Source organism: Leifsonia sp. NPDC056824 (assembly GCF_042789575.1).
Taxonomy (GTDB): domain Bacteria; phylum Actinomycetota; class Actinomycetes; order Actinomycetales; family Microbacteriaceae; genus Leifsonia.
Genome location: NZ_JBHUAV010000001.1, coordinates 211929 through 228669, shown reverse-complemented (window position 1 = coordinate 228669; position 16741 = coordinate 211929). Strand labels below are relative to the sequence as shown.

Below are 16741 nucleotides of genomic sequence, written 5' to 3'. Positions count from 1 at the left end.
GTATCGCAGCCCTCCGAACAAATCAGCAAGGCCTCCAGCGGATGAGCGCGGGACGGGTCGACGCCCCTTTGCTATGCTTGCTCACGTCGCGACTGGCGCTCAGATGGTCACCATCGGGGAGCGACAACGGTTACCTCGAACGAACGGATGGATTCGGCCGCGCGCCTGGGTCGATGCACAACGATTGTCCATCCCTTTTTTCAAGGAGCCGATAGTGACCGACACCCTTCCCTCCACCTTCACCGCCCCGCTGGCGGAGGTCGATCCCGAGATCGCGGAGGTGCTGCAGCTCGAGCTCGGCCGCCAGCGCGACTACCTCGAGATGATCGCCTCGGAGAACTTCGTGCCGCGCGCCGTTCTCGAAGCCGTCGGCTCCGTGCTGACGAACAAGTACGCCGAGGGCTACCCGGGCCGCCGCTACTACGGCGGCTGCGAGTACGTCGACATCGCCGAGCAGCTGGCGATCGACCGGGCCAAGAGCCTGTTCGGCGCCGAGTACGCCAACGTCCAGCCGCACTCCGGCGCGTCCGCGAACGCGGCCGTCCTGTCGGCCATCGCCACCCCCGGCGACACCATCCTCGGCCTGGAGCTCGCCCACGGCGGCCACCTGACCCACGGGATGAAGCTCAACTTCTCCGGCAAGCTCTACAACGCGGTCGCCTACGGCGTCGACCCGGAGTCCTTCACCGTCGACATGAACGTCGTGCGCGACAAGGCCATCGAGCACAAGCCGCAGGTCATCATCGCCGGCTGGTCGGCGTACCCGCGCCAGCTCGACTTCGCCGCGTTCCGCGAGATCGCTGACGAGGTGGGCGCCAAGCTCTGGGTGGATATGGCGCACTTCGCCGGCCTCGTGGCCGCCGGCCTGCACCCGTCGCCCGTGCCGTACGCCGATGTCGTCAGCTCGACCGTGCACAAGACCATCGGCGGTCCGCGCTCCGGCTTCATCGTCAGCCGCGACATGGAGCTCGCCAAGAAGCTCAACTCGAACGTGTTCCCCGGCCAGCAGGGCGGCCCGCTCATGCACGTCATCGCCGCCAAGGCGACCGCGTTCAAGCTCGCCGCGACCGAGGAGTTCAAGGACCGCCAGGAGCGCACGATCCGCGGCGCGAAGCTGCTCGCCGAGCGCCTCACCGCCGACGACTCGAAGGCCGTGGGCGTCGACGTGCTCACCGGCGGCACCGACGTGCACCTCGTGCTCGCCGACCTCCGCCACTCGGAGCTCGACGGCCAGCAGGCGGAGGACGTCCTCCACGAGGTCGGCATCACCGTCAACCGCAACGCGGTGCCGTTCGACCCGCGCCCGCCGATGGTGACCTCCGGCCTCCGGATCGGCACGCCGGCGCTCGCGACCCGCGGCTTCGGCGACACCGAGTTCACCGAGGTGGCCGACATCATCGCGCTCGCGCTGCGTCCCGGCGCCGACACCAAGGCGCTGCGCGCCCGCGTCGACGTGCTCACTGCCGCGTTCCCGCTCTACCCCGGCCTCACCCCGTCCGGCCAGGAGGGCTTCCCCGTCGAGCTCCCGTCCTCGATCTAGCGCACTCCCACTCCATCCGTTCCGGAGTTGTGCACGGGGCGAGGCGGCGTGTCGCGTGCACAACTCAGGAACTGATGGTTGGAGGCCGGCGTGACGGCGAGGATTTTGGATGGTAAGGCTACGGCGGGCGAGATCAAGGCGGAGCTGAAAGAGCGCGTGACGCGGCTGCGCGAGCAGGGCGTCGTGCCGGGGCTCGGCACGATCCTGGTCGGCGACGACCCGGGCTCGCAGTGGTACGTCGCGGGCAAGCACCGCGACTGCGCGGAGGTCGGCATCGCCTCCATCCGCCGCGACCTGCCCGCGGACATCTCGCAGGCCGAGCTGGAGGCCGTGATCGAGGACCTCAACGACGACCCGGACTGCACCGGCTTCATCGTGCAGCTCCCGCTGCCGTCGCACCTCGACACGGACGCGATCCTGGAGCTGGTCGACCCCGCCAAGGACGCCGACGGCCTCCACCCGACGAACCTGGGCCGCCTGGTCCTCAACGTCAACCGGCCGATCACCACCCCGCTGCCGTGCACCCCGCGCGGCGTCATCGAGCTGATGCTGCGGCACGGGATCGAACTGAACGGAAAGCATGTCGTGGTGGTCGGCCGCGGAGTGACCGTGGGCCGCGCGATCGGCTCGCTGCTCACCCGCCGCGAGTACAACGCCACGGTGACCCTCACCCACACCGGCACGGTCGACCTCGACGGCATCCTGCGCAGCGCCGACGTGATCGTGGCCGCCGCCGGCGTCGCGGGCCTGGTGACCGCGGACAACGTCAAGCCGGGCGCCATCGTCCTCGACGTGGGCGTGAGCCGCGTGGAGGACCCGGTCACCGGCAAGAGCAAGGTCGCCGGAGACGTGGCGGACGACGTGGCCGAGGTCGCCGCGTGGGTCTCCCCGAACCCGGGCGGCGTCGGCCCGATGACCCGCGCCCTTCTGCTGCAGAACGTGGTGGAGTCCGCGGAGCGGGCGCTGGCATGACCGCAGAGGACCGCACGCATCCCGCGGTCGAGCGGGTGGAGGCGGCGCTGCTGGAGGCCGGGATCGAGCCCCGCGTGCGCTGGTTCGAGTCCGCGACCCCGACGGCGGTCTCGGCCGCGGCCGAACTGGGCGTGGAGGTCGGCGCGATCGCCAACTCCCTGGTCTTCACGATCGACGGCGAGCCGCTGCTGGTGATGACGTCGGGCGCGCACCGCGTCGACACCGCCTTCCTCGGCGAGCGGCTGGGCGGCCGCATCCGCCGCGCGGACGCCGAGACGGTGAAGGCGGCGACCGGCCAGACCATCGGCGGCGTCGCCCCGCTCGGGCACCCGGAGCGCCTGCGCACCGTCGTGGACGTCGCGCTCGCCGGCTATCCCGAGGTCTGGGCCGCCGCCGGCCACGCCCACACGGTCTTCCCGACCACCTTCGCCGAGCTCGTCCGCATCACCGCCGGAACCCCCGCCCCCGTCGTACCCACCTCCACTGAGATCTGACCGCCGAGGGGCACGTTGTTGTCACTTTTCGAGCCCGGAAGTGACAACTACGTGCCCCTCGGCCGTTTCAGCCAGCGGGGTGCTCGGTGACGTGGGTGAGGTAGGCCTCGGCGTTGTGGAGGATGCCGGCGCGCTCCTCCGCGGTGAGCTCGCGGCGCACCTTGCCGGGGACGCCCGCGACCAGCGATCCGGGCGGGATGACCGCGCCCTCGAGCACGACCGTCCCGGCCGCGAGCAGCGAGCCCGCGCCGACGACCGCGCCGTTGAGCACCGTCGCGTGCATCCCGACCAGTACCCCGTCCTCGATCGTGCAGCCGTGCAGCACAGCGTTGTGGCCGACCGACACATCGGCGCCGATGGTCAGCGGGTAGCCGTGGTCGACGTGGCAGGACACGTTGTCCTGGAGGTTGCTGCGCTCGCCGAGGACGATGTCCTCCGCCTCCGCCCGCAGCACCGCGTTGTACCAGACGCTGGAGCCGGCGAGCAGGCGCACGCGTCCCGCGAGCACGGCGCCGGCCGCCACGAAGGCGTCGTCCGCGACGCTGGGGGTGGACCCATCCGTGAGCGTAATAATCGTCATCCCCCCACCCTAGAGCGCCCGCTCACACCGCCGAGGGGCACGTTGTTGTCGCTTTCGGCGCGAGAAAGTGACAACGACGTGCCCCTCGGCGGCGGGGACGGGGCGGGGCGGGCCGCGGTCAGTCGGCGGCGACGACGAAGCGTCGGCGCACGACGCGCTCGCCGGGCTCGCCGCGGAACTCGTCCAGCGCCGAGAGTACCCGGTCGAGGATGCGCGGCGGGAGGGGCAGCGGCAGCTCGTCCGGCTGGTCGACCGTCCCCGGCGGGTAGATCACGCCCGGCGTGTCCGACATCTCGACGTGGGCGCCGCGCAGCTCGCGCACCGGCGCGGTCGGCGCGTCCCTGAAGCGGATCAGCCGCTCGACCGTCGCCCGGTACTGCGGCAGGTCGCGCACATAGAGATGCCCGGGCAGCACGGTGTCGCCGGTGAACAGGATGCCGGTCTCGCGGTCGAAGAACGCCACAGCGGAGGGCTCGTGGCCCGGGCCGCCGATGACGTCGACGGTGCGGCGACCGAGCGAGAACTCCACCGTCGCGTCCGGCCACGACCGGAAGTCGAAGAACGCGATCACCTGCGCGGGCGTGGTCCCGACCAGCGTCGTCCCCGGGCGACCGGCCAGCAGCGGGTCGCCCGCGATGTGGTCTCGGTGCGCGTGGCTGTGCGCCACGACGAGCGGATAGGGCCGGGTGAAGACGGCGGGGTTGCGGCGCAGCCACTCCTCGGTGAGCGCGTCGATCGCCGCCCGGAGCGGGAACACCTGCTCGTCGTTCGTCGCTCCGGTGTCGATGAGCAGCGCGCGCTCCCGCCCGAACAGCAGGAACAGGAACGGCGCCTCCCAGTGCGAGGACTTCGGTTGGCGGAGCTGGACCGTGTCGGCGCTCAGCCAGGTGATCTCCGGTTCGCTCATCGTCCCATTCTGGCGGAGGCGGGTGACGCGGGGATGAACGCGCCTCAGCTCTCCCGCAGCGAGCCCTCCGACGCGTTCACCGTGAAGACCTCCGGCTGGCCGAACCCGTGCTCGGCGAAGGCTCCGTCGAGCGCGACCTGCACGCGGCTGAGCGCGTCGACCGGCACGAGCGCGATCGCCGAGCCGCCGAAGCCGCCTCCGGTCATCCGCGCGCCGATCGCGCCGTTGGCCTGCGCCGTCTCGACCGCCAGGTCGAGTTCGGCGACCGAGATCTCGAAGTCGTCGCGCATGGAGACGTGGGAGGCGTCGAGCAGGTCGCCGATCGCCGTCGGGCCGCTCTCGCGGAGGAGGCGGACAGTGTCGAGGACGCGCTGGTCCTCGGTCACCACATGGCGCACCCGGCGGAAGGTCACGTCGTCCAGCAGCTCGCGGGCGCGCGGGAGGTCGTCGACACTCACGTCGCGCAGCGACGCGACGCCGAGGGCCGCGGCTCCCGCTTCGCACGACGCCCGCCGCTCGGCGTAGCCGCCGGTCGCGTGCGCGTGGGTGACGCCGGTGTCCACGATGAGGACGGCGAGGCCGGCCTCGTCGAGCCCGAGCGGCACGATCTGCGACTCGAGCGAGCGGCAGTCGAGGAAGACCGCGGAGTCCTGCTGGCCGAGCAGCGACGCGGACTGGTCCATGATGCCGGTCGGGGCGCCGACGACGATGTTCTCGCTGCGCTGGCCGACGCGGGCCAGCGTCTGGCGGTCCAGTCCCAGCCGCCACACGTCGTTGAGCGCGAGCGCGGTGGCGCCCTCGATCGCCGCGGACGACGACAGGCCGGCGCCGACCGGGACGTTGGAGTCGAGCAGGAGGTCGAAGCCCGGCACCGCGGCGAGGTCGGCGCCGAATTCGCCGAGCGCCCAGGCGACGCCGAGCGGGTAGGCCGACCAGCCGTCGAGCGAATCGGGGGAGAGCCGGTCGAGGTCGATCTCCACCAGCTCGTCGGCGAACGTGCTGCCGACCCGCACGGTGCGGTCGTCGCGCAGCCCGAGGGCGGCGACGGTGCGGCGGTTGATCGCGAACGGCAGCACGAAGCCGAGGTTGTAGTCGGTGTGCTCGCCGATGAGGTTCACCCGGCCGGGGCTCGACCAGACGCCGTCCGGCTCCCGGCCGAAGATCGAGACGAAGTCGTCGCGGACGCCGGTGCGCAGGTCGGTCATGCGGGGATCTTTCCTTCGGGGGCGGAGTCTGGGGTGGAGTCGGCCGGCACGGTCACGAGCCCGGCGATCCCGTCGGGCAGCTCGCCCACCGGGTTCTCGCGGTCGGCGCGAGCGACGGCCTCCCGGAGCGCGGCCGCGGCCTGCTCCGGCGGGATGTCGCCGATCCACGCGCCCATCGCGGACTCGGAGCCGGCCAGGAACTTCAGCTTATCCGCGCCGCGACGAGGGGAGGTCAGCTGCAGCATGAGCCGGATGTCGTCGCGGTGGGTGTGGACGGGCGCCTGGTGCCAGGCCGCGATGTACGGCGTGGGGGAGTCGTAGAGCGCGTCGACGCCGCGCAGCACGCGCAGGTAGAGGGTGGCGAGCTCGTCGCGTTCGGCGTCCGAGGTGGCGGCGAGGTCGGGGATGTGGCGGTGCGGCAGGACGTGGATCTCGATCGGCCAGCGCGCCGCGAAGGGCACGAACGCCGTCCAGTGCTCGCCGGCGAGGATGACCCGCTCCGACGCGCGCTCGCGCTCCAGGATGTCCGCGAACAGTGTCGGGCCGTAGCTCTCCAGCGACCGGATGAGGGCGCTGGTGCGCGGGGTGATGTACGGGTAGGCGTAGATCTGCCCGTGCGGGTGGTGCAGGGTGACGCCGATGGCCTCCCCGCGGTTCTCGAACGGGAAGACCTGGCGCACGTTCGGGAGGGCGGACAGCGCGGCGGTGCGGTCGGCCCAGGCCTCGATGACGGTGCGGGCGCGGGTCGGCGTGAGGCTGCCGAACGAGCCCGTGGTGGCGGGACTGAAGCAGACGACCTCGCAGCGGCCCACCGAGGTGAGGGTGCGCTCCAGCCCGACCGTGGCGAGGTCGTCGAGGTCGGCCGGCTGGTTCGCGTCCTCCAGCAGCGGTCCGAAAGACGGCGACTTGTTCTCGAAGACCGCGACGTCGTAGAGGCTCGGGATCTCGGACGGGTTGCCCGGGGTGGCCGGCGCCAGCGGGTCCAGTTCGGCCGGAGGGAGCATGACGCGGTTCTGGCGCGCGGCGGCGATGGAGACCCAGTCGCCGGTCAGCGGGTCCTGACGCATGGTCGCCGTCGGCGGCCGCGGTGCGGGCTCGCGCAGGTCGGGCGCGCGCTCCGGGTCGAGCGCGGAGTCCGGGTCGTCGTAGTAGATGAGGTCGCGACCGTCGGACAGGCGGTGCGGGCGCTTCGTGATGGCGGCCATGCTTACCTTTCGTTTCCGAAAGTAAATGTACCGATTAGCTTGCGGATTGACAAGTAAACGCAAGCACTGGAGCATTGCGGTATGAGCGAACCACTGCCGGCCGCCCTCCGCCGCGAGCGGATGCTCGACCTCATCGGCCGCACCGGGTTCGTCCGCGTCGCCGAGCTGAGCGAGGCGTTCCAGGTCTCCGACGTCACCGTGCGCTCCGACCTCGACGCCCTCGACGCGCAGCAGAGCATCCGCCGCGTCCACGGCGGGGCGGTGCTGCGCGGCGCGGGCACACGCGAGCCGAGCTTCGAGGAGGCGCTGGAGTCGTCCGCCGAGGAGAAGCGGAGGATCGGCGCGGCCGCGGCGGCGCTCGTGGAGTCCGGCAGCAGCGTCCTCCTCGACGTCGGCACCACCACCGCTGCGATCGCGCGGGCGCTCGCCGACCGCGACGACCTGGAGGACGTCACCGTCATCACCAACGGCCTCACCATCGCGCTGGAGCTGGAGCGCGCCATCCCGCGCTTCCAGGTCGTCGTCACCGGCGGCACGCTGCGGCCGCTGCAGCACTCGCTGGTCGAGCCGCTGGCGTCCGTCCTCCTGGAGCGCCTGCACGCCGACCTGGCCTTCATCGGCTGCACGGGCGTCGACCCCGTCGGCGGGATCACCAACGTGAACCTCCCGGAGGCCGACCTCAAGCGCGTCATGGTGGCGTCCTCCGGCCGCGCGCTGGTCGTCGCCGACGGCTCCAAGCTCGGCCGCACGCACGTCGGCCGCATCGCGGCGCTGGAGGACGTCGCCGGTCTCCTCACCGGCGAGTCCGCCGATCCGGACACCGTGCGATCGCTGCGGGCCGCAGGCTTGCCGGTGACCATCTCCTGAGGAATACGCTGTCATCATGCGCGCACCGACCGGAGAACAGTACGACCTCGAGTTCGGCGACCTGACCGCCACCGTCACGCAGGTGGCGGCCGGCCTTCGCACCCTCCGGTACGGGGGAGTGGACATCCTGGAGCCGTTCCCGGAGGACTCCACCGCGCCCTCGGCCGACGGCATCGTGCTCATGCCGTGGCCGAACCGGGTGAAGGACGGCGTCTGGGAGCTGGACGGCGTCCCCCAGCGGCTCGCGCTCACCGAGCCCTCGCTCGGCAACGCGTCGCACGGCCTCCTGCGCTACCGGCCGTACACGCTGGTCGAGCGCTCCGAGTCGGCGGTGACCCAGGCGGCCGCGATCTACCCGGAGCCCGGCTACCCGTTCATCCTCGACACCACCGTCACGCACGAGCTCGACACGGAGGGCCTGACGGTCACCCACACCGTGACGAACTGCGGCGAGCGGAGCGCGCCCGTCGCCATCGGCGCGCACCCTTACCTGCGCATCGGCGACGTCCCGGCCACCCAGCTCACGCTGACCGTCCACGCCGGCACCCGGTTCGAGACCGACGACCGGCTGAACGTCACCGGCGAGACCCCGGTCGCCGGCACACGTTTCGACCTCTCCGAGGGCGGGATCGTGGCCGACCTCGACCTCAACGACGGCTTCGGTGACCTCCGCACGCCCGCCGAGCATGTGCTCGCCGCGGCGGACGGCCGCACGGTCACGCTCTGGGGCGACGACGCGTTCGGCTACGTCCAGGTGTTCACGCACCGGGCCTTCGCCACGAAGGAGGCGGGGGAGGTCGCGCTCGCCGTGGAGCCGATGACCGCGCCGGCGAACGCCCTCAACACCGGTCAGGGCCTGCGCTGGGTGGAGCCCGGCGAGACCTGGACCGCGCAGTGGGGCATCCGCCCGCGCGGCTTCGCGTCGGACTCCTACCTGGCGAGCTGGGGGTAGAGCACGCGCACGTCCTGGTGGAGGACGGACTTCACCTGCTGCGCGGTCTCACCGACCACGGCTTCCGCGTCCCCGGCGGCGACGGCGTCCAGCGCCTCGGCGACGACCTGCGCCGGCGGCACCTTGTAACCGTCCGCGTGCGCGGCCATGTCGGTGTCGACGTAGCCGACGTGCACGCCGACCACCTGGATGCCCTGCGGTGCCAGTTCGACGCGCGCGGAGTTGCTCGCCGACCAGAGCGCCGCCTTGCCCGCGCTGTACGAGCCGATGGCGTACCAGCTCAGGGCGGAGTGCATGTTGACGATGGCGCCGCCGCCGTTCGTGGCCAGGATCGGCGCGAAGGCGCGCGTTACGAGCACCGGGCCCCAGAAGTTGGTGTCGAACTCGCGATGGATCTCGGCCAGGTCGCCGCTGACGAGCGACTGGTTCACGCCGATCCCCGCGTTGTTGACGAGCACGGTCACGTCGGTGGCGGTCTCGGCGGCGCGGCGGATGTTCTCCGCGTCGGTCACGTCCAGCTCCAGCGGGACGACGCGCGGGTCGGTGACGTCGACCGACTCGGGGCGGCGGGCGGCGGCGTAGACCTTCGACGCACCGCGCTCGAGGAGCTCGGCGACGAAGGCGGCCCCGAGGCCGCGGTTGGCGCCGGTGACGAGGGCGACGCGTCCAGTGAGATCGGTCATGGTGGTCCTCCAAAAGTAAACTGATCTGTTTCCGACAATGTACACAGATCGGTTTACTTTGCGCAACCCGCCCTCTAGAATCGACCCATGACCACGACGACCGCGCCCCGCCCCAAGCCCCGGGAGCGGGTGCTGGACGCCGCCGCCCGGCTCTTCATCCGCGAGGGCGTGCACGCGGTCGGCGTCGACCGGCTGGCGCAGGAGGCCCAGGTCTCCAAGCGCTCCATCTACCAGCACTTCGAGAGCAAGGACGCCATCGTCGCCGACATGCTCACGGAGTACGGCCCGCGCGTGGTCGCGGGCTACTTCAGCCAGGGCGACGACGAGCGCACCCCGCGCGAGCGGGTCCTGCACGTCTACGACGCCCTCCACCGGGCCGCGGAGGCCGGCGACTACTTCGGCTGCCCGTTCGTCAACGTCGCCACCGAGCTGCGCGACCGGGAGCACCCCGCCGCGCAGGTGGCGCAGCACTTCAAGGGCGAGCTGACCGCGTACTTCCAGCGCCAGGCCGAGGCCGCGGGCGCCTCGTCGCCGCACGTCCTCGCCGTGCAGCTCACGCTCCTGTTCGACGGCGCGTCCGCGAGCGCCGCGCTGTGCGGCGGGACGCCCCTGGCCGCGCGGCTCGCGGCGGAGACGCTCTGGGATGCGGCGGTCAGCGCCGCCCGGTGAGCGTGCGCCACCCGCCCGCGCGATTGTCCGCGATGAGCCGGCGCAGGAAGGTCAGCAGCGACTCCCGGTCGATCGGATCTCCCTCCCGGAAGCCGATGGTGCGCGCGGTCGCGTTGTCGTGGCCCGCCGTGATGAGCCCGGCCGGGTCCGGCACGATCCCGCCGTCGTAGACGAACAGGTTGACGTGGTCCTTCGCCGCGAGGAACGCCGCGACGGTGCCGTCGAGCACGAAGTACGGCTGGACCGAGCGCTTGATCGTCTCCTCGATCGCCGGGTCCGCCTCGTGCAGGATGTCGCGCAGCTCGCCCAAGACCTCCTGCTGCCACGCGGGCAGCGGCGCCAGGTAGGCGTCCACCCGCGGGTCACGTCCGTTCACAGTGGGAGCGTACGCCCGGCCACCGTCACGGCACGATCGACAGGAAGATGAACGCCGCGAAGATGATCAGGTGGATGCCGCCCTTGATGCGCGCGGCCTGCCCCGGCATGATCGTCAGGATGCTGACCACCACGGTGAGCATCAGCAGCACGATCTGACTCGCGCCGAGCCCGAGGTGCAGCGGCCCCGGCAGCCAGATCGACGCGACAGCGATCGCCGGGATGGTGAGCCCGATGCTGGCGATGGCCGAGCCGAGCGCCAGGTTGAGGCTGGTCTGCATCCGGTTGCGGCGCGCGGCCTTCGACGCGGCGATGCCCTCCGGGAGCAGCACGAGCAGCGCGATGATGACGCCGACGAACGACTGCGGGAGGCCGATCCCGGTCACCGCGCGCTCGATCGGCGTGGACTCCAGCTTGGCCAGCCCGACAACGGCGACCAGCGCGACGAGCAGGAGGCCGACGCTGATCAGCGCGGTGCGGGTCGTCGGCGCGTCGGCGTGGCTGTCCTCGGTGAGGGGCTTCCCCTTGGGCGAGACCGGGAGGAAGAAGTCGCGGTGTGCGAACGTCTGCGTGAAGACGAACATCCCGTAGAGCGCGACCGACGCGATCGCGGCGAACGCGAGCTGGCCGGGCGAGAACTCCGGTCCGGGGGTCGCCTCGGTGAAGGTCGGCAGCACCATCGTGAGCGTCGCCATCGCCGTCACCGTGCCGAGCGCCGCGCCGCTGCCCTGCGCGTTGAACGTGGTGGTCTCCCGCCGGGTGGCGCTGAGCAGGAGGCTGAGGCCGACGATGCCGTTCATGGTGATCATCACGGCGGAGAAGACGGTGTCGCGCGCGAGCGTCGCGGAGTCCTTGCCTGTGGTCATCAGCGTGACGATCAGCGCCACCTCGATGATCGTCACCGCCACCGCGAGCACGAGTGATCCGAACGGCTCGCCGACTCGATGCGCGACGACCTCCGCGTGCTGCACGGCGGCCAGCACGGTCCCGGCCAGCACGACAGCGATCAGCGCGACGGCGACCGGTTGCAGTTCCACCGTCCAGAACGCGATCAGGACGACCACACCGATGACGGGGACGACGACCGCCCAGTAGCGTGCCAGCCAGGTCCCGAGCGCTCTCATGCCTTCATACTGCCAGTGCAACTCGGCCAGGGGCGGCGAGTCCTAGCCGGGCGGACCGCCTCGGCGTGCTGACAATAGGGCATGTCCGACTCGACGCGCCGCTCCGTCATCGCCAGGCCCGCTCTCGCCCTCGCGCTCGCTGCGGCGTTCGCGTTGGGTCTCGCCGGCTGCACCGCCGGCGCGAGCCCGACGGCATCCCCCGCCTCGTCCGGCTCCCCGTCCGGCTCGGGCTCGGCCTCCCCGCGCCCGACCGCGAGCAGCGACTCCGAGCCCATCCAGGGCCAGTGCGCCACGTCGAGCCTCACGGGCAGCATGGGCAAGGGCGGAGGCGGCGCCGCGGGCAGCGTGGAGGTCACCATCGTCCTCACCAACACCGGCTCGACGCAGTGCTCGTTGCAGGGCTGGCCGGGAGTCTCGTTCGTGGGGGAGGGCAACGGCACCCAGCTCGGCAACCCCGCCCAGTTCGACCGCAGCACCCCGCACGACACGGTGGTCCTGCAGCCGGGTGGCACCGCGCAGGCGCCCCTGAAGATCACCCAGGCTCTCAACTACCCCGACGCGGACTGCAAGCCGAAGCCGGCCGACGGCTTCCGTGTGTACCCGCCGGGGTCGACCGAGTCGCTGTTCGTGAAGGCGGACAACTACACGGCGTGCACGTCGACGACCGTGAACCTCCTCACGGTCGGCGGGCTCGCGGCTCCCTGAGCCGCCGGACCCCCTGAGCCGCCTGACGGGAGCGCGACCCACCTGGCAGTAGCCTGGGAGCGTGCCCACCTCCCGACGCGTTCCCGTGCGCGCCACGCCCGCCTGGCTGACCAGGCTCGTCGTCGTCACGGCGCTCGTCGGCGTCGGTGCCGGGGTGGGCGGCGGGCTGGTCTACCTCGGCCTGCACACCATCCAGCACCTGGCGTTCGGGTACTCGGAGGGGACCTTCCTCGAGGGGCTGCTGGACGCCCCGCCGGTGAACCGGGTCGTCGCGCTGGTCCTCGCCGGCGTCCTCGGCGGCGTCGGCTGGTTCTTCCTGCGCCGCTGGGGACGCCGAAGCCCCCGACGTGCCATCGTCTCGGTGGAGGCCGCGGTCAATGGGCGCAGGATGCCCGGCGTCGTCACGTTCTTCAACGCCGCTCTCCAGGTGATCATCGTGGGCCTCGGCGCCTCCATCGGCCGGGAGGTCGCCCCGCGCGAGATCGCGGCCTGGTGGGCGTCGTGGCTGTCCGAGCGCGCCGGCGTGAGCGCCCGCGAGCGCCGCATCCTGGTGGCGTGCGGAGCGGGCGCCGGTCTCGCTGCCGTCTACAACGTCCCGTTCGGCGGCGCGGTGTTCGCCGTCGAGATCCTCCTGGCCGAGATCAGCTTCGCGACCGTGCTGCCCGCCCTCGCCACCTCGGCGATCGCGGCGCTCGTCGCCCGGCTGGTGGTGCCGGCCAACCCGCTGTACCTCGTGCACCAGATCCCGCTGCGGCCGCAGATCGTGGTGTGGGCGATCCTCGCGGGTCCGATCATCGGCTTCGCGGCCGTCGGCTTCGTGCGACTCACCCGCCTCGCGCAGAACCACCGCCCGAAATCGTGGGGCATCCTCATCGTCATGCCGCTGGTCTTCGCCGCGGTCGGCGTGGTGTCGCTCTGGCTGCCCGCGATCCTCGGCAACGGCCGCTCGCTCGGCCAGCTCGCGCTGACGGCGACGCTGCCGGTCGCGGTGATCCTCCTGACCACCGTGGTCAAGACCGCCGCAACCGTCGGCACCATCGGCGCGGGCGCGGCCGGCGGCACCCTGACCCCGTCGTTCGCGATCGGCGCCGGCCTCGGCCTGACCCTCGGCGGCGTGTGGCAGCTGCTCTGGCCCGGTGAGCCGCTCGCGGCCTTCGCGCTGCTCGGCGCGGCCGCCTTCCTGGCGGTGACCATGCGCGCGCCGCTGACCGCGCTGCTCCTGGTGATGGAGTTCACCAACCAGGGCCCGGACATGCTGGCGCCGATCATGCTGTGCATCGCCGGGGCTGTTGCGGTGGGCTACCTGCTCGAGCGGGGGCGGGTCACCGGGGTGGCGTGAGCCGATCGGCGGCGTGACCCTCCCGTGACCCGATTCATAGGAATCTCTAGTTTTCTCCCGGCGTAGTCAAAACCTGCGCATCATGGCCTCCCACTCGCGTGCGGTGTGCTGTCGACATCAAGCCTGACGTCGAGAGGACCACAGTCATGGACGAGGTCGAGGGAGTTCCCCCCGTAACAGCAGAGAACGGTGCGGGGCAGCCCACCGCAGCCGCACCGGCACACACGCCGAGGAGCCGACGCCGCCCCGTGATCGTGGCGTCCGCCGCGGTCGCCGCGACCCTCGCCGTCGGCTCGGCGTTCGGGCTCGGGGCGCTGGCGTACACCGCCGGCGCCGCCACCACGACCGCCTCCACCGCGTCCAGCAGCGTCCACAACACGCTGAGCCGCAACGGGTTCGGCTCGGGCGGGTACGGATACGGGTACGGCTCCGGGAGCAGCGGAGGCTACGGCGGCTCGGGCTCGGGCGGCTCCGGCTCGTCGTCCTCCGCCGGCTCCTCCTCCCTCGCGAGCGCCACCGCCGCCGAGGAGGTCGGGGTCGTCGACATCACGTCGCAGCTCACCTACGCGCAGGCCGAGAGCGCGGGTACCGGACTGGTGCTGACCTCCGACGGCGAGATCCTCACCAACAACCATGTGGTGGAGGACGCGACCAGCATCAACGTCACGGTCGTCGCCACCGGCGCCCAATACACCGCGAAAGTGGTCGGCACCGACACCACGGACGACATCGCCGTCCTCCAGCTGAGCAACGCCTCGGGACTCAGCACCGCCAACCTCGACACGTCCGCGGACGTGGCCGTGGGCGACGCCGTCACCGGAGTCGGCAACGCAGGGGGCACGGGAGGAACGCCCTCCGCGTCGCCCGGCTCCGTGACGGCGCTCGACCAGACCATCACCACGCAGGCCGAGCAGACCGCCGTCTCCGAGACCCTGAACGGCCTCATCCAGACCGACGCCGACATCCAGGCCGGCGACTCCGGCGGCCCGCTGTTCAACTCCGCGGACCAGGTGATCGGCATCGACACCGCCGCCGAGCAGGGCGGCACGACGACCGCCGGCTACGCCATCCCGATCCAGAACGCGCTCACCATCGCGGGCGAGATCACGTCCGGCCAGGCGTCGTCCACCGTGACGATCGGCTACCCGGCCTTCCTGGGGGTGGAGGTCGCGTCGAGCGACAGCGCGGCGACGGGCAGCGGCGACGGCTCCTTCGGGTCGGCCGGCTCGGCCGCCGGCGCGACCATCTCCGGTGTCGTCTCGGGCGGGCCGGCCGAATCCGCCGGGATGGCCGCCGGCGACACGATCACCGCGGTGAACGGCACCACCATCGACTCGGCCCAGGCCCTCACCACCGCGCTCGCCGCCCTCCACCCGGGCGACAGCGCGACCATCGCCTGGACCGACGCCTCCGGCGCATCGCACACGGCGCAGGTGACCCTGGCAGAGGGACCGGTCGCGTAAGCGAGCTTCGCCACGAACGGAGGACATCCCGCCCCCACGGCCCGGGATCTCCTCCGTTCACTGCGTTTCGGGGGTCCCGCGGCCCGGATCTCCTCCGCTCGCGACAGGTGTCGGTAACGGAGGAAATCCGCGCTGGCGGGTGCGGAAATGTCAGCAAGCGGAGGAGATGCGGGCCCGGGTGGGGCGGATGTCCTCCGGTAGCTACGGATGGGGTGACGGCGGACCTGTGCGTAACCTTTGGGACCTTCCGGCCGATTAAGAGAGGTGAGGGCCCGCACGGCGTCCGTCCACGACAGGAAGTCAGGAAGAACCGGATGTCATTCATCTCCGTCATCGCCGCCCACAAGCTCACCATCGGCCTTGTCGCGCTGGGGACCATCGCCCTCGGCGGGACCGCGGCCGCGTATGCGGACGCGCTCCCCTCCGGTCTCCAGGACGAGGCCCACACACTCATCGGAGCACCCACCGCCGACCCGACGACGGACCCGACGGCGCCGCCCACCGCCGAACCGACCGACTCGGCGACGCCGGACCCGACACCGACCGCGGACCCGACACCGACTGCGGACCCGACGTCGGCCGCCGTCCCGGTCGGGCCCGACGCGTCGGGGCCTGCGGCACACGGGCTCTGCACCGCTTACGAGCACGGCGGCCTCGCCGCGACGTCGGTCGCGTACGCGTCGCTGGAGAGGGCGGCAGGCGGCGCCGGATCGATCTACGCGTACTGCGCCACGATCGTCGCTCCGGGGAATTCCGGTCACCAGCCCACTCCGGCACCCGCTCCGAGCGGAACGGACGGGTCCTCCGCGCACGCGGAGCACGGCAACTCGCAGAACGCCCACGGCTCCTCACACGCCGGCGGAGGGCACGGGCGGCCCTAGACCGTCACCATCCGCGTCGACGTCATCATCGTCCCCGCGGAGGCCCGGGTGCGCTTCGGCGCGCGCCGGGCAGTCGGGGGCCGCGAACTCGGTGGGCCGATAGGGCTCCCCTGGGGGCACAGCCGGGCGCACGCGGCAGTCATCACTTGGTCGCTGTCGGCTCCTCCGAAGCCACGAGCGCGATTCGCTGGAGACCCGCGACCACGCGACTCGAGACTCGATTCGGCAGTGCGATGCTGTCGAAGTAGCGGACCCGTTCGAAAGCGACATCGACCCCGAGGCTGCGAACCCGGGACGAGAAGACGTTCCGGTCGTCGCCTCGCGTCATGAGCCCGTCATACGGCTTGGTGACGAAGTCGTCGATCTCGGACCGCGCAATCCGGTGGATCCAGAACCAGCCCACAATCACGAGTCGCTCGTTCCTGACGTAGACGCCCACGATCAGGCTGCGAACGACGAACCACACACTCGCCACGATCCACAGGACTCGGGCGACCGCATCGAACGGCGTGAACGACGTGGGCGGCACGGCCAGGACGAGGGCGAGTGCGATCAGCCACAGGGGAAGCACCAGCCGCACGGCGAGGTATCCTGAGCCGCTGATCCGACCGCCGACGGTGATCCGCGCCTGCGCGTCGTCAGCGGGATCCCGCGGTCGAGGAGGGCGCGAGCCCTCTGGCAGGTGCTTCGGAGACAAATGACGCTCCAGTCCGACGATCGAATAGTCGGCACATGGTATCCCGCCGGGGCGCACATCCAGCGGATGCACTCGACATTGAC

Annotated in this window: 18 protein-coding genes; 10 read left to right on the top strand and 8 right to left on the bottom strand. The window is 71.7% G+C overall.

Annotated elements, in window-relative coordinates:
• Window positions 1-214: 214 nt before the first annotated feature.
• The 3 genes from glyA (at window position 215) to ACFRFH_RS01200 (ending at window position 3006) form a co-directional block, all read left to right on the top strand.
• Entirely contained in the window at window positions 215-1540 is a 1326-nt protein-coding gene (gene glyA / locus ACFRFH_RS01210) for a serine hydroxymethyltransferase (RefSeq protein WP_382461206.1), read from the top strand.
• Window positions 1541-1630: 90 nt separating this feature from the next.
• Window positions 1631-2512 carry a bifunctional methylenetetrahydrofolate dehydrogenase/methenyltetrahydrofolate cyclohydrolase gene (locus ACFRFH_RS01205; protein ID WP_382461205.1) on the top strand — a complete coding sequence of 294 codons (882 nt, stop codon included), beginning with the start codon at window positions 1631-1633 and terminating at the stop codon, window positions 2510-2512.
• Window positions 2509-3006 (top strand): YbaK/EbsC family protein, encoded by a 498-nt coding sequence (locus ACFRFH_RS01200; RefSeq protein WP_382461204.1) that lies wholly within the window; start codon window positions 2509-2511, stop codon window positions 3004-3006. The genes ACFRFH_RS01205 and ACFRFH_RS01200 overlap by 4 nt, the downstream gene beginning before the upstream one ends.
• Window positions 3007-3073: 67 nt before the next feature.
• On the opposite strand, the gene ACFRFH_RS01195 is transcribed toward ACFRFH_RS01200, so the two are convergent.
• The 4 genes from ACFRFH_RS01195 to galT form a co-directional block, all read right to left on the bottom strand.
• Window positions 3074-3586, bottom strand: a complete 513-nt coding sequence (locus ACFRFH_RS01195; protein ID WP_382461203.1) for a gamma carbonic anhydrase family protein — start codon at window positions 3584-3586, stop codon at window positions 3074-3076.
• Between the two features lie 118 nt (window positions 3587-3704).
• The gene (locus ACFRFH_RS01190; protein ID WP_382461202.1) at window positions 3705-4493 is read right to left on the bottom strand and encodes an MBL fold metallo-hydrolase; all 789 of its coding nucleotides are present in this window, start codon (window positions 4491-4493) and stop codon (window positions 3705-3707) included.
• 44 nt (window positions 4494-4537) lie between these two features.
• Window positions 4538-5698 (bottom strand): galactokinase, encoded by a 1161-nt coding sequence (galK, locus tag ACFRFH_RS01185; RefSeq protein ID WP_382461201.1) that lies wholly within the window; start codon window positions 5696-5698, stop codon window positions 4538-4540.
• A complete protein-coding gene (galT, locus tag ACFRFH_RS01180) occupies window positions 5695-6903 on the bottom strand; it encodes a galactose-1-phosphate uridylyltransferase (protein ID WP_382461200.1) in 1209 nt (402 codons plus the stop codon). Before galT ends, galK begins: the two co-directional genes overlap by 4 nt.
• Window positions 6904-6984: 81 nt before the next feature.
• Here galT and ACFRFH_RS01175 point away from each other — a divergent pair, with 81 nt between their 5' ends.
• Both ACFRFH_RS01175 and ACFRFH_RS01170 read left to right on the top strand, forming a co-directional pair.
• Entirely contained in the window at window positions 6985-7770 is a 786-nt protein-coding gene (locus ACFRFH_RS01175; protein WP_382461199.1) for a DeoR/GlpR family DNA-binding transcription regulator, read from the top strand.
• Window positions 7771-7786: 16 nt separating this feature from the next.
• Window positions 7787-8722 carry an aldose 1-epimerase family protein gene (locus tag ACFRFH_RS01170; RefSeq protein WP_382461198.1) on the top strand — a complete coding sequence of 312 codons (936 nt, stop codon included), beginning with the start codon at window positions 7787-7789 and terminating at the stop codon, window positions 8720-8722.
• Here the strand turns inward: ACFRFH_RS01170 and ACFRFH_RS01165 are convergent.
• Complete coding sequence (locus tag ACFRFH_RS01165) at window positions 8701-9405, bottom strand: SDR family oxidoreductase (protein WP_382461197.1); 705 nt, start codon at window positions 9403-9405, stop codon at window positions 8701-8703. The two genes, ACFRFH_RS01170 and ACFRFH_RS01165, sit on opposite strands and share 22 nt — an antisense overlap.
• Before the next feature lie 87 nt (window positions 9406-9492).
• On the opposite strand from ACFRFH_RS01165, the gene ACFRFH_RS01160 reads away from it, so the two are divergent.
• Window positions 9493-10074: a TetR/AcrR family transcriptional regulator gene (locus tag ACFRFH_RS01160; protein ID WP_382461196.1), complete on the top strand. Its 582-nt coding sequence runs from the start codon at window positions 9493-9495 to the stop codon at window positions 10072-10074.
• Here the strand turns inward: ACFRFH_RS01160 and ACFRFH_RS01155 are convergent.
• Together ACFRFH_RS01155 and ACFRFH_RS01150 are read right to left on the bottom strand one after the other, a co-directional pair.
• Window positions 10058-10450 carry a DUF1801 domain-containing protein gene (locus tag ACFRFH_RS01155; protein WP_382461195.1) on the bottom strand — a complete coding sequence of 131 codons (393 nt, stop codon included), beginning with the start codon at window positions 10448-10450 and terminating at the stop codon, window positions 10058-10060. The genes ACFRFH_RS01160 and ACFRFH_RS01155 overlap by 17 nt on opposite strands.
• Window positions 10451-10475: 25 nt before the next feature.
• Window positions 10476-11573 (bottom strand): calcium:proton antiporter, encoded by a 1098-nt coding sequence (locus tag ACFRFH_RS01150; protein ID WP_382461194.1) that lies wholly within the window; start codon window positions 11571-11573, stop codon window positions 10476-10478.
• 81 nt (window positions 11574-11654) lie between these two features.
• On the opposite strand from ACFRFH_RS01150, the gene ACFRFH_RS01145 reads away from it, so the two are divergent.
• From ACFRFH_RS01145 to ACFRFH_RS01130, 4 genes are all read left to right on the top strand, one after another.
• Window positions 11655-12278, top strand: coding sequence for a DUF4232 domain-containing protein (locus tag ACFRFH_RS01145; protein WP_382461193.1), 624 nt, complete (start codon window positions 11655-11657; stop codon window positions 12276-12278).
• A gap of 61 nt (window positions 12279-12339) precedes the next feature.
• On the top strand, window positions 12340-13617 hold the full coding sequence (locus ACFRFH_RS01140; RefSeq protein WP_382461192.1) for a chloride channel protein: 1278 nt from the start codon (window positions 12340-12342) through the stop codon (window positions 13615-13617).
• Between the two features lie 248 nt (window positions 13618-13865).
• Window positions 13866-15080, top strand: coding sequence for a S1C family serine protease (locus ACFRFH_RS01135; protein WP_382461191.1), 1215 nt, complete (start codon window positions 13866-13868; stop codon window positions 15078-15080).
• Window positions 15081-15394: 314 nt separating this feature from the next.
• Window positions 15395-15961 carry a hypothetical protein gene (locus ACFRFH_RS01130; protein ID WP_382461190.1) on the top strand — a complete coding sequence of 189 codons (567 nt, stop codon included), beginning with the start codon at window positions 15395-15397 and terminating at the stop codon, window positions 15959-15961.
• 142 nt (window positions 15962-16103) lie between these two features.
• On the opposite strand, the gene ACFRFH_RS01125 is transcribed toward ACFRFH_RS01130, so the two are convergent.
• Window positions 16104-16730, bottom strand: coding sequence for a hypothetical protein (locus tag ACFRFH_RS01125; protein ID WP_382461189.1), 627 nt, complete (start codon window positions 16728-16730; stop codon window positions 16104-16106).
• Window positions 16731-16741: the final 11 nt, after the last annotated feature.

What these genes read in the sequence shown, in the direction of transcription:
- ACFRFH_RS01165 (WP_382461197.1), bottom strand. Translation starts at nt 9,405, where the DNA reads ATGACCGATCTCACTGGACGCGTCGCCCTCGTCACCGGCGCCAACCGC.
- ACFRFH_RS01200 (WP_382461204.1), top strand. Translation starts at nt 2,509, where the DNA reads ATGACCGCAGAGGACCGCACGCATCCCGCGGTCGAGCGGGTGGAGGCG.
- ACFRFH_RS01195 (WP_382461203.1), bottom strand. Translation starts at nt 3,586, where the DNA reads ATGACGATTATTACGCTCACGGATGGGTCCACCCCCAGCGTCGCGGAC.
- ACFRFH_RS01170 (WP_382461198.1), top strand. Translation starts at nt 7,787, where the DNA reads ATGCGCGCACCGACCGGAGAACAGTACGACCTCGAGTTCGGCGACCTG.
- galT (WP_382461200.1), bottom strand. Translation starts at nt 6,903, where the DNA reads ATGGCCGCCATCACGAAGCGCCCGCACCGCCTGTCCGACGGTCGCGAC.
- ACFRFH_RS01145 (WP_382461193.1), top strand. Translation starts at nt 11,655, where the DNA reads ATGTCCGACTCGACGCGCCGCTCCGTCATCGCCAGGCCCGCTCTCGCC.
- ACFRFH_RS01190 (WP_382461202.1), bottom strand. Translation starts at nt 4,493, where the DNA reads ATGAGCGAACCGGAGATCACCTGGCTGAGCGCCGACACGGTCCAGCTC.
- ACFRFH_RS01175 (WP_382461199.1), top strand. Translation starts at nt 6,985, where the DNA reads ATGAGCGAACCACTGCCGGCCGCCCTCCGCCGCGAGCGGATGCTCGAC.
- ACFRFH_RS01150 (WP_382461194.1), bottom strand. Translation starts at nt 11,573, where the DNA reads ATGAGAGCGCTCGGGACCTGGCTGGCACGCTACTGGGCGGTCGTCGTC.
- ACFRFH_RS01160 (WP_382461196.1), top strand. Translation starts at nt 9,493, where the DNA reads ATGACCACGACGACCGCGCCCCGCCCCAAGCCCCGGGAGCGGGTGCTG.
- galK (WP_382461201.1), bottom strand. Translation starts at nt 5,698, where the DNA reads ATGACCGACCTGCGCACCGGCGTCCGCGACGACTTCGTCTCGATCTTC.
- ACFRFH_RS01130 (WP_382461190.1), top strand. Translation starts at nt 15,395, where the DNA reads ATGTCATTCATCTCCGTCATCGCCGCCCACAAGCTCACCATCGGCCTT.